We start from the raw sequence: 15,844 nt of genomic DNA on the forward strand, positions 1-15,844 counted from the left end.
CACCGGCTGGTTTCGGCCCGCTGCTCCGATAAAAGACCTGCTCCCTGGGGGCAGGTCTTTTTTTTTGGGCTGGCCCACGGCGCCAACCACCGGCAGAGCATAACCTTTTTGCCGGGTCGTAGTAAAGAGGCCTGCCTACCGTTCTGCTCCCAACCCGTATGAAGACACTATACCTGATGCGCCATGCCAAGTCCAGCTGGAGTTTTGATGGCCTGAGTGACAAGCAACGCCCCCTCAACGACCGGGGCCGCGACGATGCCCCCCTCATGGGCCAGGCGTTGGCCAAGCGGGCTATTACACTGGATTTGCTGGTGGCCTCCCCGGCCGTACGGGCCATGAGTACGGCGGCTCTGGTAGCCCAGGAGCTGGAATACCCTTCCGATAAGATTGAAGTGGTGGAAGCCATCTATGAGGCTACCGTGCCCGATCTGCTGGCGGTGGTGCGCGCGTTGCCCGACGCGGCCGATTCGGTGCTGCTGGTGGGCCATAACAATACTCTCACCGAGTTTGCCAACCTGCTTTCCCCCAGCGAAATTCCGGACATGCCTACGGCCGCCATTGTATGCCTGAAATTCAGCACCGACAGCTGGAAACAAGTGGACCGCGCCAACGCGGAGTATTACTTCTTCGACAAACCAAAAAATCAATAAGTACTTGTTAGTTATTGGATTTTAGTTGCTGGTTGTTCGTTATCATCACGCACTTATTTCCTGACAACCAGCAACTAAAAACCAATAACTAACAACCAGCACCTCCTCATCCATGTCCGACACCAAGCAGGTGCAGCCCCGGCTGCTGAACCGTGAGTTAAGCTGGCTGACGTTTAACCGCCGCGTACTACAGGAAGCCCAGAACCCCGAGGTGCCCCTGCTGGAGCGCATTAAGTTTCTGGCTATTTTCAGCAGCAACCTGGATGAATATTTCAAGGTACGGGTAGCCACGCTGCGCCGCCTGGTCAAGCTCAAGAAGAAAACCCGCGCCAAGCTGGGCGAAGACCCCGCCGAGCAACTCCACGACCTGCTGCAGGAGGTAGGCCGGCAGCAGCAGGAATTCGGCGACACGTTCCGCAACCAGATCCTGCCGGGCTTGCGGCAGGAGCATATTCACCTGATTTCGGAGCATGACCTGAGCGAGGAGCAGCACCAATGGGTGCAGCAGTATTTCCGGCAGAACGTGCAGGACCTTCTCTCGCCCATTATTCTGGATGAGAACCTGCACCACCTGTTTCTGCGCGACCAGAGTGTGTATCTCACGTTCTTCCTGACTCAGCCCGAAAACCGCAAAAAGCACGACGGGGAACGAGTAGTTGTGATGGAGCTGCCTACCAAGCGCCACGGTGGCCGCTTTGTGCGCCTGCCCGACGTGGCGGGGGAGCATTACGTGATGTTCCTCGACGACGTGATTCGGTGCTGCGCCCAGGAGGTGTTTGCCAAGTACCAGAAGGTGCAGGTGCACGCCGTAAAGCTCTCCCGCGACGCCGAGCTGGACATTCAGGAAGAGGTATCAGGCAACCTGCTGGCCAAAATTAAAAGTAGCCTGCAGAAGCGGGAAACCGGCTTCCCGGCCCGTCTGCTCTACGACCCCGCCATGCCCAAGGAGGTACTGCGGGCCGTAATGCAGAAAACCGGCATCGGCAAGGAGGAGCTGGTGGAGGGCAGCCGCTACCACAACTTCCGCGACTTTTTTGGCTTCCCCGATTTCGGATTGGCGCGGCTGCAGTACACGCCCATGCCCCCGCTGCCTCACCCCACCTTGCCCCGCACCGGGGCCATGCTGCCTGCCATTGCCCAGCGCGACCATCTGCTGCATCCGCCCTACCAATCCTTCGACTATGTGACGCGGCTGCTGACCGAAGCCGCCAAGGACCCGCAGGTGAGCGGCATCAGCATGACGCTGTACCGGGTGGCGGGTAAAAGTGAGGTGGCCAAAGCCCTGCTGAAAGCCGTGAAAAACGGCAAGCAGGTGACGGTGGTGGTTGAGTTGAAGGCCCGCTTCGATGAGGAAAGCAACATGTTCTGGGCCGAAAAGCTGCAAAAGGCTGGGGCCAACGTCATCTTCGGTATTCCTGACCTGAAAGTACACAGCAAGCTGTTGCTCATTACACGAGCCGAGGAGGGCCACAACCAGCTGTATGCTTACCTGAGCACGGGCAACTTCAACGAGCAGACCAGCGGTATTTACGCCGACCACGGCCTGTTTACCAGCAACCCCGACATCACGCGGGAGGTGGCCGAGGTGTTTCGCTACTTCCACGACCGGCAGGACAAAGCCGGTATGTTCCGGCACCTGCTGGTGGCCCCTTTTGAACTGCGCGAGCAGCTGGTTGCGCTGATAGATGCCGAAATAGCGCGGGCCCAACGCGGCGAGGATGCCTATATTATCCTGAAGCTGAACGCCCTGCAGGATGAGCGCATGATCCTGAAGCTATATGAGGCCAGCGAGGCCGGGGTGCGGGTAGAGCTGCTTATCCGGGGTATTTCCTGCCTGATTCCGGACCTGCCCGGCCAGAGCAGCAACATCAGCCAGCGGGGCATGGTGGATAGGTTTCTGGAACATGCCCGGGTGTACGTGTTCGGCAATGGGGGCGAGGAGAAGGTGTACGTAGCCTCCTCCGACTGGATGGCCCGCAACCTGGACCGCCGCGTGGAGGTGGCTTTCCCTATTCTGCAGCCCGATCTGAAAGCCGAAGTGCGCCATCTGCTGGATTTGCAGCGCCAGGACAACGTAAAAGCCCGCGACTGGCAGAACAACTTCCTGGGCCAGGAGCAGGCTGCTGAGCAAGGCCGCGTCCGCTCCCAGTTCGATACGTACTCTTATCTGAAAACCCTGGGCAGGAAAAAGCGCCCGTAGCGGCCATACACCCGTACCGCCAGAAAGTGCTGGGCTTCCGTGGAAGCTCAGCACTTTTTTATTGCGCTGCCCACGGCACAGCTTCCGCCATGGCCCGGTAGGCCTAACCTGGCAGCGGCCAGCTTCTTCTGCGTCAGGCATGGTATAGGTAGCCGCTGCGGAGCCGGCCAAGCTGGCGCTAGGGCTGCCACACTACTACCCTATCTGCAGCAGCAGGCAACTATTTTGCCTGTATTTGCTGTTATATAGCTTCTTCTTACCAATTTGAGGTAATACGGCATGATTTTTACGGCCGTTCTTACTTCAACCTTTGCTTTCATCATCATGATACATAGTTCTGTCGGCTCGTTTGCTCCCGCTTCCCACACGCTTGCCAACTACCACGAGCTGAAGGTCTGGCCCGGGTGCTTCGCCGCCGTGCAAGCCGGCACCAAACCGTTTGACGTACGTCTCAACGACCGAAACTTCCAGGTGGGCGACGCCCTGCTGCTGTGCGAGTATGAGCCCGAGAGTGAGCAGTTTACCGGCCGCACCGTGGAGCGCTGGATCAGCTACCTGCTGCCGGGGGGTACCTTCGGCGTGGAAGCGGGTTGGTGCGTGCTGGGCTTTTCGGAGCATCCGCCCCTGCCGGCCGGCGTGAGCGACACCCGTTTGTGGTAGCCTCCGTTGTTTTCTTCCTTATGGCCCCTGCCTTGTCCGGCCGGGGCTTTTTTTTGATGGTTACCACCGGACCGGCGCAACCAGCCCGCGCCTGCCAGCTGTTTGCCCTCAGTGGCGAGGCTGCTCCTGCAACACAACCGGCTGCAACACAACCGGCTGTAATACAACCGGCTGTAATACAACCGGCCCGACGGCTATGCGCCGTCGGGCCGGTTGTATGGTGCGCGAGCAGTAAGGGTACTTACTTGCTGACTGTTTTCTTCAGGAACTTGCGCGGGGGTACGATAAACAGCTCCACCGAGGCATAGGGTGCGCCGGCCAGCTTCGAGTCGATAATTTTGGTTCGGTCGTTGTTGGTGCGGTCAAAGGCATCGAAAGCGTAGTTGTAGCGGTAGCCCCCTTCCAGCCCGAACCAGAGGAAGTCGTAGATTTCCCGCTCCCAGCGGCCCCGGAACTTCACCTCGGTTTCGCGCAGCTCCAGACTACGCAGGGCCACATTATCGGCGCGGCGCAAAGGCTGCCGCAGCTTGATGATGTAGTTGAAGCCATCCACGGAGTAGCCGGCGAAAAACAACGATTTGGGTGAAGCATTGTAGCGGGCCGTTACGCGGGCCGGGAAGATGGCCTCCACGCCCCAGCGGTTATTGAAGGTGCGGTTGTAAAGCACCGCCGGATAAATACTCTGGCGCCCGAAGGTGTAGCCCAGCTGCAGGCCCACTCCCCAGGAAAACGTGGGGCTGCGTTTCCAGCCGTACAGAAACTCGGAGGATACCCGCAGATAGTCGCTTATGGTTACGCCCTGGGCAGTATAGTCGCCGCTTAGCTCACCCTTGAGGCGGAAGATGTACCAGTTAACGGCATTCACCGGCCGGATAATGGCCAGCTGAGCCCCCAGGGTTTTCAGTCCCTTGTTCTCAATGTTGTCATAAAGCTCGTAGCCAGTGGGTTTCTGGCGGAATTTGAACTCCTCCCGCTCATAGTTGATACCGAGCAGCATTTTCAGGTGGGGCCGGTTCCAGAACGGGATGTACCCCTTAATAACCAGGCGGGCATTTTTTTCGGCCTGAGAATTATAGTCCTGCAGGCCTACCGCCTGCCCGTCGGAGGCCACATTGAAGCGGGGCATCCGCTCGTAATGGAAAATAAGACCTTTACTGGGGCCCATACCAACCACGGAGGGGGTCGCAAACTCCTGGTCGCGGCCTACCTGGTCGGCGGCGGTGGTATCGGAGGCCGGTGGGGCGGGCGGCGGATACACGGGTGGGGTGCCGGGCGTTACCTGGGCCTGCGCCGTACTGGCTGCCACTACGCATAGGGCGGCAACAGCAGGGCGGGCTACCCGCCCAATCAGCGTCGAAAAAAAGGACATACGAAAAGGTAAGAGGGGAGCGGAAAAAAGGCGAGTTGGTGAGGTAGTGAAATGGTGAGGTAAGGTTCTGTCATCCGCAGTCTGGGGTCCGCCTACGAAGGACCCCAGACTGCGGATGAGGAAACAGCAAAACTCACTACCTCACTATTTCACCGCTAGAACAGGAAGTCAAAGCCCACGAACACCAGGTTTTCCTCGCCTACGGAGTAGGTAGCGTTGATGACGGCCTGCTTGAGCACATCAACCCACACGCCCCCGCCCACGGCGGTATGGAAGGCCTGCAGGCCGGTCTGGGTGTCGCGGGAGGTGTACACGCGGGCCGCATCGGCCAGGCCCAGGATGCCGAACTTGCCGGGCACCACGTAGGCGTTGAAGGTGAAGAGCTGGATGCGCACCTCCGCGTTGCCGTACACCGAGGAGCGGCCGGCGTAGCGGGTGCGGCGGTAACCGCGCAGGTTGGTGGTACCGCCCAGGGTGTTGGCCTGGTAGAAGCGGTAGTCGCCCAGGTTGCGGTTGGCCCCGATGCGGCCGGCCCAGGTGAGCTGGAAGGGGAAGTTGGGCGAGAGGTAAGCCCGGAACTCAGTGGCCAGGCGGCCATAGTTCAGCTGCTCTCCGTTGAGCTGGTAGTTGTACTCCACGGAATTGTACCAACGCAGGCCGATGCGGGGGTTTTTGGGCGAAGAGGCGGCATCCAGGTTCAGATAGGCCCGGCCACCCACGTAGCGGTTCAGGCCGAAATCAGAACTGCGGATGCCGGCGGCGGCGGTGCCCGCCTGCCCGTTGCCGGCCGCATCGAGGCCGCTGGCTATTTCGCTGCCAATCTGGCTCCGGTCGATGCGGAACTGGTCGTACTGGGGGCCGAAGCCGAACTTCAAGAAGCTGAACAGATCCTTCTCCAGCATGGGCGCTATATACAGCCGCGAGAAGCGGATGCGGTAGGTGTCGTTGATGTCCCGGTTGCGGGCGCGCTCATCCCCGTCGGCCAGAATATTCTTGGTATCGTTGCCGAGGCCGAAGAAGTTGTAGAGCAGCTGTGGGCCGTAGAGCTGAGCCGTGAGGCGCAGGTCAGTTTTACCGAAAACGTCCACGAAGTGGCCCAGGTAGCGCACGTTGTAGGCGCTCTGGGAAGGCGAGTAGTTGGCCGCCAGGCTCTGCTCGGTGGCGTAGGGCGTTTTGCGGAAGCCATAGGTGCGGTATACCGCGCCCCCACCCAAAAACACCCGGTCGTCGATGTTGTAGCCGAAGTAGGCCGTGGGACCGAAGTAGTTGAGGGTGTAGTCCTTACGGTCGGTGCGGGTGTGTACGTCGTAGCGGCTCACATCAATGCCGGGCTCCAGGCGCAGGCGGGCATCCTTGCCGGGCACCACCACATTGCCCGAGTCGGCATCGTAAATGTGCAGGCGGTGGCGCAGGCCAGCCACGTTCGAGCGGTCCACGATGGAGTCCCGGTCTACCCCCCCGATGATGCGCACTAGCGGGCCGTTCTTCACGTCGCCCTTCACCTCATACAGGTCCCGGTCGGCGAAGCCGTAGAGGCGCAGCTCCCTGGTCACCTTGTTATCGAAGGTGCGGTCGAAGAGCATTTTGGTCAGCTCGCCTTCCTTGTTGATTTTCTGCACCGTCACGCGGGTTTTATCCCCAGGCAGGCGCTCCACTACAAATTTCTCCCGCTTCTTGGAGCCTTTCACCTCCGTTACACGGCTGAGCACCTCGTAATAGTCGGCGGCTACCTGGGGCAGCAGCTCGCGGCGGCTTTTCAGCTTGGCAATGATTTCGGGGCCATGGAGGGCGTAAATCTGCTGGGGCCACCGCTCCCGGAAGGCTATTTCAATTACCTCGTCGGTCAGGCTGGCCTTCATTTCCTCGGCCTGCTTCACCCATTCTTCCTTGCTCACCGAAGCCAGGTACACCCGGTCGTTGCTCAGGGCCGTCAGGTTCAGGCCCTTCCAGTCGGCGTAATCCTTGCCGAAGTTCTGGAAGTTGCGGATGGCCCACTTGCGCGAGGCCAGGTAGGGAAACAGCCCGTCGCCCTTAAAGAAGGCAATATCCCGGTCCTCGGGCACAGCCGTAAATTTCCGGTCCCCGTCCTTATCCTTTTTCTCGGCCCAGCGCCACTGGTCCTCGTGCCGGTCCCAGTCGCCAATCCACATATCAAAGAGGCGGGAGCGGGCAAACGCTTTTTCGTTAACGCGGTTGTCGTTGTCGTCGGTGATGCGCTCAAACACCTTATCGGTGCCCACCAGGTTTTTGGCGTTGCCCAGGCTCTCCACGTTGCTCTGGTCGTCCTTGGCATCCTCCTCAATGGCTCCCGGCGTGTTGCCAAACCGCTCCAGGTACTGGCCCAGCAAGGGGTCCTGCGGGATGTAGCGCAGCTCGGGGTTGGTGTGCAGAATACCGGCCGCGTCGGCCAGGGGCGGAATAACAATGGAGTTGTAGGGGTGCTGGGCCGAAATCTGGTCCTGCAGAATGTCGGCCGCCGCGCCCTCGCGCAGGCTTTCGGGCAGTACGGCCGAGGGGTCTTTGTTGAGGCTGCGGATGGTAAAGTTGCGGCCCTCCTCGTTGCGCACTTTCAACGAGGCCGTTTGCTTGCCGCCCCCGATTTTGTAGGGCGTGAGGCCGCCCTTCTCGGTGGCCATGTCCAGCACCGGGAACTTCACGGGCGTAGCCCACTCCTTGCGGTAATGCTCCCCGAACAGAAACTTATGGAACCGGCCCCGGTCGTCGTAGCTGGGGTTTACGGCCACCGTTACGGTAGAGTCGCGGAAGTTGGGGCGGGGGCCGGTAGCCTTGCCGGGGCCCTCGGCCACCACGGCCTGCTGGGCATACATGGGCGTGCGGAACACTAGGCGGCCGGTCTGGCCGCTACCTTCCGGCACGTAAAACTCCGTCCACACCTCCCCGTTGTCGTAGTAATTCACGCGGGCAAAGCCCTTTTCCTTGTCCGAGAACAGGGCGTCGCCGCCTGAGCCGGGCTTTACGTGCTGGGTTTTGCAGCCCGAGCCGCTGACGATGTGGTTGAGGTTGCCCTCCTTAAAGTACTGCAGGTTGTGCTCATGGCCGGCGGCATACACCACGTTGGGGTATTTCTGGAAAATCTCCAGCAGCCCTTTCTTATAGGCCTGGTACAGCGGGTGGGCAATGTCCTGGCTTACGCCGCCGTACTTGCGGGCAAACGGATAAATGGAGCCAATAACCGGCAGCGGCACAAAGGCATATTTGTACACAATGCTGAGCGGAAAGAAATGGTCCCCCAGCGTAAAGTAGCCGCCGTGGATACCATCCGAAAACAGCGGGTGGTGGGCCACCACCATAATGTTCTTACCCGCGTTGCGCTGTATAATATCCTCTACCTGGGTAAAGAAGTCGGTTTCGTTGGCTACCCCGCAGCCGCTGTTAGCCCCGTAAGGCCGCTCCCCGGTGGTTTGCAGAAACCACTGCGAGTTGATGGCAATCAGTACTACATCATCCTGCAGGCGCACTTCCACGGGACCGGGACAGGCGTCGCGGGGCAGGAAAAAGTCGCCGGTGTAGGGGAAGGCCGCCGAGTCGCTCTGCAGGTAGTTCTCCACGAAAAACTGCTCCCGGTTTACCTGGTCCACGGCCCCGCGCAGGCCCTGCTTCCAGTCGTGGTTGCCCGGAATCATGTATTTCTCGCCCTGGTAGTCGCGCAGGATTTTCAGCTGGTCCACCATGCGCCGCTCCGATTCCTTCCGGTCGTAAGCTTTTTCCTCGGGCATACCATACTCGTATATATTGTCGCCGAGGTAGACGGTGGTGCTTTTGCTGCCGGCCGCCAGAATCTGCTTGCGCAGGTAGTTCAGCGAGGGTTCACCCCCTTCGGCCTCGGCAATGGGCTTGCCCACGTCGCCAATCAGGAACACGGAGTAACGGATGCGGGAGCTGTCGGGTGGGGTTTTGGACTCCCAGCCCAGGCCGCTTTTGCGGTAGTTGGGTCGGGTGGGGTGGGGCGTCTGGTTTTTTTGCTGGGCCAGTGCCGCAGGTGCGGCGGCCCCAACCAGGGCCAGCAGCAGGCAACAGGACAGGAAATGTCGGCTCATAAAACGAGGAGGAAGTAGCGCAAAGTCCCGCGCACCGGCCACGAACCGGCTTGCGGGAGGAGTGGAGTTCAGAAATACGGCAAACCGTGCCGCAACGGCCATGGTTGAGGTGCAGTTTACCACGGCCGGGCCGTGGGCTGCCCTACGCAAATCGTCTGGCTACGGTTGGGCTGGCGCATAAGTGAAGGCTCCCGTCACTACCGGGCCCCGCCACGAGCCCCGCATCCGGCGCGGGAGTCGGGCCTTCTGCTTGTACACGTAGCAACATCCTGACCCCGGTGGGTGTTGAGGATAAACAGGATGCCCCGCGCCTTCCGGGGGAGTACAGTGGGCAGTAGGCAGCCCGGATAGCGCGCCGCGAATACGCGGCTTTCTTTACCCGCCACCCGGTTGGTGGTGGTGCCGGGCCGGCCGGCCCCAATTTTGCAAACCGGCGCTTGCCCCCGCAACTTGTTCAGCTCAACAACCTGAAGGCGCGAATCGCGTTGTAAGCGGCACAGCCCGTTGTTGCCATCTTTTTGTTGTCTCTTTGCCCTGATGGAGCCTACTCTTACTCAGAAACCGGCCAAGGCCGAAATTGTCAAGCAAGCCAAGGCCTACGTGCAGGCGCTGCTGGAAGAAAAACTTCCGGCCCAGCTCGTGTACCACTCGCCCAAGCATACGGCCACGGTGGCCAAGGAGGCCCGCGCCCTGGGCGAAGCCGCCGGCCTGGCCGAAGCCGACCAGGAAGCCCTGGTGCTGGCCGCCTGGTTTCATGATGTGGGCTACATTGATACCTACGACGGCCACGAGTTCCGCAGCGCTGAGCTGGCCGGTGAGTGGCTCAGCGAACAAGGCTACCCGCCCGAGCGTGTGGTCCTGGTGCAGCAGCTCATTAAGGCCACCCACCGCGACGCCACCCGCGAAACCGAGCTGGAGCAGCTGCTGGTGGATGCCGATATGAGCAATATGGGCCGCGACGACTTCTTCGCCAACGGCGAGCTGCTCCGGGCCGAGTGGGAGGCCACCCTGGGCAAAACCTACTCCAACCCCGACTGGGCCGAAAACCAGCTAGCTTTTCTCTGCGCCGGCAAGTACTACACCAAGGCCGCCCGGGAGCGGTACGAGGAGCAGCTAAAGGACAACGTGAAGGAGCAGCGCAAGCAGCTCAAGAAAACCGAGAAAAAGAAAAAGAAGAAGGACGAGGAAGCCACCGGCACCTTCGCCGAGCCCAAGCGGGGCATCGAAACCATGTTCCGGACCATGTACAGCAACCACATGAAGCTCTCGGACATGGCCGACAAAAAGGCTAACATGATGATTTCGCTGAATGCGGTGCTCATGTCGCTTATCATTACCTACTTCGGGGCCAAGCTGGGCAGCAAAACGGCGGCCCTAAGCAACGTGGGCATCATCCGGAACCCTATTATTGCGGTGCCCATGGGCATTCTGCTGGCCACGGCCCTGGCCTCCGTTATTACGGCCATCCTCTGCGCCCAGCCCGATGTAACCAGCTTCAAGTGGCTTAAGCGCAGCCCCCAAATTGCCACCAACCGCCGCGTGAACCTGCTGTTCTTCGGCAATTTCAGCAAACTCAGCCTCGATGACTTCCAGCACGGCATGACGGAAATCATGGGCCAGAAGGATGCCCTCTACACCAATATGGTAACGGATATCTACTACCTCGGCGACGTGCTCACCAAAAAGTACCGCCTGCTGCGCCTGAGCTATACCATTTTCATGGTCGGCCTCATTTTAACGGCCCTGTCCTTTGGCATTGCCCTGTTGTACAAGGCGTAAGTATAGGGTAAGAGGGTAGGAGTTGTCTGTCATCCTGAGCGCAGCGAAGGACCTTACCACGTCTGAACGAAACCGTTGTTACGTGGTAAGGTCCTTCGCTGCGCTCAGGATGACAGTTTTTCTATTCCCTCCTACCCTCTTACCTTCCTACCCTATCTTCCTTCCCCCAGCAACCGGGCCAGCTGTTGGATGGAGCGGCCCAGGAAGCGGTGCAGGCGGTGCAGCTGGCCATAGCGGACGAGGCGGTGGCTGCTGGCGACGTGGCCGTAGCGCAGCTCCAGGGTGAGCAGGCAGGAATCGAAATCAATGGCTTCGAGGCAGCAGAACAGCAGGGCGTTGGGGAAGAGGCGGAAGTGGGAAATCTTTTCCACGTAGGTAATGCGGCCTTCCTCCTCCTCCAGGCACTGCACCGTCTGGAAATCAATCTGACCCCCGAAAATATCCACCTTATAGCTGGTGCCCAGGCGGCCGGCCTTGCTCACGTCGTAGTGCACGGCGGTGGCGCCTTCCATCCAGCGGGGGCGCATCCGGAAGTTGCTGATGACGCGCAGGGCGTAGGGCGCGGGCACGGGCAGCACCCGGCGCACTTTCAGGGCGCAGCCGGGCCGGGGGGCCTCCTCGGCGGCGGCGGGGCCGGCCAGCAGCAGCCGCAGCGGCGAGAGGTGGGCGTAGTGGTAGGGCGTTTCGCCCAGGTGCTCGTAGTAAGTGGAGCCGGGCAGCAGCCGCGTCCAGGCAAAGGCCCGGGCCAGGGCCGCCGCCGACTGCGTAGCGGTGTAGCCCTCCGAGAGCAGAATGTACTCGGAGCCGGTTACATTGTTCTTGAGCAGGCGGTGTACCACAATTACGTCGCGGCCCATGAGCTTGGTGTGCTCCCGGATGCGGGCCACGCTCACGCGGCCGTAGTGCACCACTATCTTGAGGGTGAGGGCCAGCTCCTGCAACGAGGCCGCCAGGGCCGAGCCCGTGTCGCGGGCCACCAAGCGCAGGTAGTTCTGAAAATCCAGGTAGATGCGGCGGCACTGGCGCACCAGCTCCTCGGCCGTGGGCGGCGGGCCCAGCCGGTAAAACAGCACCGCGTCGCCCTGTATTTCGTTGACCTCCAGCTCCAGGGTGTTGGCTTCGATGAGGATTTCCAGCAGATCGGCCACCAGAAACGGGGCCTGGGGGTTACCCGACTCCTCAATGAAGCGGGTGAAGCCGCTGATGTCCGGAATCAGCAGCAGGGCCGGCAGCTGGCCGTCGGCGGCGGCACCGGAGGCCGTTCCGGCCGCCCGGCGCTGAGCCCGCAATTCATCCAAAACCCCCATACGGCCGCAAACTGAGAAAAACGGTGGAAAATAACGTCCGAAGATACCAGGGTCGGCACGGCTTTCCATGCGCCCGTACCCCGGCCGGGGGTTTGGGCGGGACGGGCTTTCGGCGTAGCTTTGCACTGGCTACTTGCCGGCTGCGTAGTTCAACGGATAGAATAGGCGTTTCCTAAACGCTTGATATGGGTTCGATTCCCGTCGCGGCTACCATAAACTCCTGTTTCTGACGTCAGAAACAGGAGTTTATTATTTCCGAGGTGCTCGTGCTATCCTCATCTGGCGTCGGCGGAGCAGCTAGAGCCAGAAGCTAGTTCTTCTCCTTGGAAAGGAGAAGAACTAGCTTCTGGCTTTCGTCCTTAGCGCGGCTTCGTTCCTACGCCGCGTAGCGGCCCAGCACATTATCGAGGTATTTCTGGGCGGAGCCGGTGTTGAGCAGGAGCACCTCCTCGTGGGGTTGCAGCCAGCCGGTGGCCAGCAGGTGGCGCGTAGCCATCCAGACGGCGGCTCCCTCGGGAGCTACAAACAGGCCTTCCAGCCGGGCCAGCTCGCGCATTCCCACCAGCATATCCTCGTCGCTGATGGCCAGGGCCGTGCCGCCCGACTCGGCCAGCACTTGCAGCATCAGAGCTTCGCCCAGGGGGCGGGGCACGGCCAGGCCGTTGGCAATGGTGGGGCGGCCCTGGTAGTGCTGGCAGTTGGGCTGGCGGCCGGCCAGGGTTTCTACCAGGGGGCAGCAGCTGAGGGCCTGCACCGCCACCATGCGCGGCAGCCTCGCGTGGGCCGGCAGCCAGCCCAGGGCCTGCATCTCGCGGAAGGCTTTCCAGATGCCAATAAGGCCGGTGCCCCCGCCGGCGGGGTACACCAGCACGTCGGGGAGTTGCCAGTGGCCCTGCTCGGCCAGCTCGTAGCCCATAGTTTTCTTGCCCTCCAGGCGGTAGGGCTCCCGAAGCGTGGACACATCGAGCAGGTGGCCGGCGGCGTTCAGCTCCCGCACCCGGGCGGCGCAGTCGTTGATGAGGCCATCCACCAGCTGCACGTCGGCCCCATACCAGTAGCATTCCTCCCGGAAGGCCACGGGCGTGTGCCGGGGCATGACCACCGTGGCGGGTAGGCCGGCTTTGGCGCAGTAGGCGGCCAGGGCCACCCCGGCGTTGCCGGCGGTGGGCACAATGCAGCCGGCCGCCCCCAGCTCCCGGGCTTTCGATACGGCCATGCTCAGGCCTCGGGCCTTGAATGAGCCAGTGGGGTTCTGGCCCTCATCCTTGAGCAGCACCGAGCGGAGCCCGTAGCGGGCGGCCAGGGCCGGCAGCGGAAACAGCGGTGTGAACCCCTCCCCCAGACTTACGCGGTGGGCGCTGTCAAGCAAGGGCAACAGCTCATGGTAGCGCCACATGGTGGCTTCGCGGCCGGGCAGTACCGTGCGGGGCGGGGCCGCGGCGGTAGCGTAGCGGGCCAGCAGCGGCACCCCGCAGCAGGCCGATACGGTGTGTGGGTGGGCAGCATCGTAGGGGGTGTGGCAGCGGCTGCACTCCAGCACGGTAAGCAGGCTGGTTGCAACTTCAGGAGGGAACAGCATGGCGGGTGGAGTCGGGTAAGGTTGGCTAGGCTGGGTGGATAGTCAGTAAAAAGGCCGTCATGCTTCATCTGGCGTCCGCGTAGCCGAAGGCGGAGTCGAAGCAACTCTACCTCTTACTAACCTAAGTCCCTCTCCCGGAGGATTCCGCGCATCAAGCGGCGTGGGTTGGGGAGGGGTCCAGCGAAGCGGTAGAGATGCTTCGACTACGGCTGTGCCTTCGCTCAGCATGACGGGTTTTACTATGCTTTTTTACTCACCACTCAGCCCAGAGGGTGGTGGTAGAAAACGTCTGCAAGTAGGCCCCGGGCTATGCCTTCGGCAAATGGTATTTTGGCATAGGTTATTCCGCCCCGGAATAGTAACGCCGGGCAAACTGCAGGAAGCCCCGGAAGGGAGCCAGGTTTTCGGTGCCCCGGCGCTGAATGAACTCGAAGTGCCGCTTGAGGTGCAGGCCGCGCACCGGCACCTCGGCCAGCTCGCCGGCGGCCAGGGCCCGCGCCACGGCCTGCCGGGGCAGGAAGGCCAGCATCTGGTCGTCAACGCGCACAAAATTTTTCAGGGCCTCGGTACCGCCCAGCCGCACCGGCACTTGCAGGTCGGCCAGCCGGATGCCCTGGGCTTGTAGGGCCTGCTCCAGCACGGCCAGCGTGCCCGAGCCCGCCTCGCGCAAAGCCAGCGGAACGTGGTAGAGGTCAGGCAGCACCAGCTGCCGCAGCCGCAACGGGTTGCGGGCCGAGCACACGGCCACCACCTCGTCGGTGAGCAGGGGCGTGTACGTAACGTTGCTGACCCGGTGAATACCCTCAATTACGCCCAGGTCGATTTCGTGGTCGAGCAGGGCCTTGAGGATATTCTCACTGTTGCGGTTTTTGAGCGTGAGCTGGGTGTGCGGGTGCTCGGCCAGGTAGGCCGACAGCACTGCCGGCAGCACGTACAGCGACACGGTAGTGCTAGCCCCGATAACCATCTGGATGGTGGGAGTAAAGCCCGGGCTCAGGGCGGCCATTTCCTGGCGCAGCTCGGCTTGCAGCTGCTGGGCCAGCAGCAGCTTGCGGTAGAGCAGCTGCCCGGCCGGCGTGAGGGCCACGCTGTTGCCGAGCCGCTCGAACAACCCTACCCGGTAGTACTCCTCCAGCGCCTTCACCTGCTTGCTCACCGCCGACTGGCTCAGGAACAGGCTCTGCCCGGCCTTGGTGAAACTCAGGCGGCGGGCTACTTCCAGAAATACTTCGTGCTGGGTGGAAAGCATGGCGGGTGGCGGTAACCAGTCGCAAGATACGGGCCGCAAGAAGCTGTTTACGTTAGCCGTAAACGATATAGAGACGCAATATTTTGCATCTCCTCGTTGAACGGCACCGTTAGAATACACGACAACCTCAGCAACGAGGAGACGCAAAATATTGCGTCTCTACGCCGTTCTAGCTCGTCACCGGATGAACTCAAACAGCCTTTGAGTTACCATTGCAGTCACCAGCACGCGAGATTCCTCGGCAAGCTCGGAATGACGTTCTTTGCAACTGTCCACACGCCCCACTCGGAGCCGGGCCGGCGGCTTATTCAATCAGGCCGTGGTTCATGGCGTAGCGGATGAGGGCAGCCGTGTTTTTAGCCTGGGTTTTCTCGATGATGTTCTGGCGGTGGGTTTCGATGGTGCGCTTGCTGGTGAAGAGCTTCTCCGCTATTTCAGCGTTGGTGAGGCCCTCGGCAATCAGGCGCAGCACTTCCCGCTCCCGCCCCGACAGCTCTACCGCGTTGGCGGGCCGGGTGGTGCCGGCCTCGGTACCGAAAGCGGGGCTGGTGCTTACGGCCGTTTGCTGTACCAGACGCTGGAGCATGTTCAACCCGATTTCCGTGCACAGAAACTCCCGGCCGGCCGCTACCGTCCGGATGGCGTGGGTAATTTCGGTGATGTCGGCGTTTTTGAGCACGTAGCCCAGGGCTCCGGCCTGCAACATGCGGTACACGTAGTTTTCGTGGTCGAGCATGGACAGCACCAGTACCCGCACGTCGGGAAACTCAGTACGCATGGCCATAGCCGCCGCAAAGCCATCCAGCACGGGCATGTTCACGTCCATCAGCACCACATCGGCGGGGGTATGGACCAGCAGCTCCAGCAGCGCCTGGCCGTTGGGAGCCTCTCCTACTACCTCCATATCGGGCTCCTTGGCCAGCAGCGCCCGGATTCCGTCGCGCAGGATGGCATGGTCGTCGGCCAGGATTATACGAATCATAGGGTGTGCAG

General features: G+C 61.3%; 10 protein-coding genes and 1 tRNA gene. 5 read left to right on the plus strand and 6 right to left on the minus strand.

From position 1 onward, the window contains the following. Positions 1 to 158: 158 nt before the first annotated feature. From EI290_RS00905 to EI290_RS00915, 3 genes are all read left to right on the plus strand, one after another. Positions 159 to 650 carry a SixA phosphatase family protein gene (locus EI290_RS00905; protein ID WP_125425700.1) on the plus strand — a complete coding sequence of 164 codons (492 nt, stop codon included), beginning with the start codon at positions 159 to 161 and terminating at the stop codon, positions 648 to 650. 112 nt (positions 651 to 762) lie between these two features. Then, positions 763 to 2,850, plus strand: coding sequence for a polyphosphate kinase 1 (ppk1, locus tag EI290_RS00910; RefSeq protein WP_125425702.1), 2,088 nt, complete (start codon positions 763 to 765; stop codon positions 2,848 to 2,850). Between the two features lie 324 nt (positions 2,851 to 3,174). After that, positions 3,175 to 3,510, plus strand: a complete 336-nt coding sequence (locus tag EI290_RS00915) for an ASCH/PUA domain-containing protein (protein WP_125425704.1) — start codon at positions 3,175 to 3,177, stop codon at positions 3,508 to 3,510. Positions 3,511 to 3,751: 241 nt separating this feature from the next. Here the strand turns inward: EI290_RS00915 and EI290_RS00920 are convergent, their stop codons facing one another. Then, a complete protein-coding gene (locus EI290_RS00920; protein WP_125425706.1) occupies positions 3,752 to 4,879 on the minus strand; it encodes a DUF6268 family outer membrane beta-barrel protein in 1,128 nt (375 codons plus the stop codon). A 155-nt stretch (positions 4,880 to 5,034) separates the two neighbouring features. Then, a complete protein-coding gene (locus EI290_RS00925; RefSeq protein WP_246008811.1) occupies positions 5,035 to 8,937 on the minus strand; it encodes a metallophosphoesterase in 3,903 nt (1,300 codons plus the stop codon). Between the two features lie 537 nt (positions 8,938 to 9,474). Here EI290_RS00925 and EI290_RS00930 point away from each other — a divergent pair. After that, the gene (locus EI290_RS00930; RefSeq protein ID WP_125425708.1) at positions 9,475 to 10,716 is read left to right on the plus strand and encodes a Pycsar system effector family protein; all 1,242 of its coding nucleotides are present in this window, start codon (positions 9,475 to 9,477) and stop codon (positions 10,714 to 10,716) included. Positions 10,717 to 10,868: 152 nt separating this feature from the next. On the opposite strand, the gene EI290_RS00935 is transcribed toward EI290_RS00930, so the two are convergent. Further along, a complete protein-coding gene (locus tag EI290_RS00935) occupies positions 10,869 to 12,023 on the minus strand; it encodes a DUF2652 domain-containing protein (protein ID WP_185816784.1) in 1,155 nt (384 codons plus the stop codon). Between the two features lie 138 nt (positions 12,024 to 12,161). Between EI290_RS00935 and EI290_RS00940 the strand changes: the two genes are divergently transcribed. Continuing rightward, positions 12,162 to 12,236 (plus strand) — tRNA-Arg (locus EI290_RS00940). Between the two features lie 163 nt (positions 12,237 to 12,399). On the opposite strand, the gene EI290_RS00945 is transcribed toward EI290_RS00940, so the two are convergent. From EI290_RS00945 to EI290_RS00955, 3 genes are all read right to left on the minus strand, one after another. Beyond that, on the minus strand, positions 12,400 to 13,602 hold the full coding sequence (locus tag EI290_RS00945) for a threonine synthase (protein WP_125425712.1): 1,203 nt from the start codon (positions 13,600 to 13,602) through the stop codon (positions 12,400 to 12,402). A 340-nt stretch (positions 13,603 to 13,942) separates the two neighbouring features. Next, entirely contained in the window at positions 13,943 to 14,851 is a 909-nt protein-coding gene (locus EI290_RS00950; protein ID WP_125425714.1) for a LysR substrate-binding domain-containing protein, read from the minus strand. Between the two features lie 304 nt (positions 14,852 to 15,155). Further along, entirely contained in the window at positions 15,156 to 15,833 is a 678-nt protein-coding gene (locus tag EI290_RS00955; protein ID WP_125425716.1) for a response regulator, read from the minus strand. Between the last annotated feature and the right edge of the window lie 11 nt (positions 15,834 to 15,844).

This window comes from Hymenobacter metallilatus (genome assembly GCF_003944705.1).
GTDB classification, from domain to species: Bacteria; Bacteroidota; Bacteroidia; order Cytophagales; family Hymenobacteraceae; genus Hymenobacter; species Hymenobacter metallilatus.

Coding starts and splice junctions, on each gene's coding strand:
- EI290_RS00925 (WP_246008811.1), bottom strand. CDS start 8,937: ATGAGCCGACATTTCCTGTCCTGTTGCCTGCTGCTGGCCCTGGTTGGG.
- ppk1 (WP_125425702.1), top strand. CDS start 763: ATGTCCGACACCAAGCAGGTGCAGCCCCGGCTGCTGAACCGTGAGTTA.
- EI290_RS00930 (WP_125425708.1), top strand. CDS start 9,475: ATGGAGCCTACTCTTACTCAGAAACCGGCCAAGGCCGAAATTGTCAAG.
- EI290_RS00905 (WP_125425700.1), top strand. CDS start 159: ATGAAGACACTATACCTGATGCGCCATGCCAAGTCCAGCTGGAGTTTT.
- EI290_RS00950 (WP_125425714.1), bottom strand. CDS start 14,851: ATGCTTTCCACCCAGCACGAAGTATTTCTGGAAGTAGCCCGCCGCCTG.
- EI290_RS00945 (WP_125425712.1), bottom strand. CDS start 13,602: ATGCTGTTCCCTCCTGAAGTTGCAACCAGCCTGCTTACCGTGCTGGAG.
- EI290_RS00915 (WP_125425704.1), top strand. CDS start 3,175: ATGATACATAGTTCTGTCGGCTCGTTTGCTCCCGCTTCCCACACGCTT.
- EI290_RS00935 (WP_185816784.1), bottom strand. CDS start 12,023: ATGGGGGTTTTGGATGAATTGCGGGCTCAGCGCCGGGCGGCCGGAACG.
- EI290_RS00920 (WP_125425706.1), bottom strand. CDS start 4,879: ATGTCCTTTTTTTCGACGCTGATTGGGCGGGTAGCCCGCCCTGCTGTT.
- EI290_RS00955 (WP_125425716.1), bottom strand. CDS start 15,833: ATGATTCGTATAATCCTGGCCGACGACCATGCCATCCTGCGCGACGGA.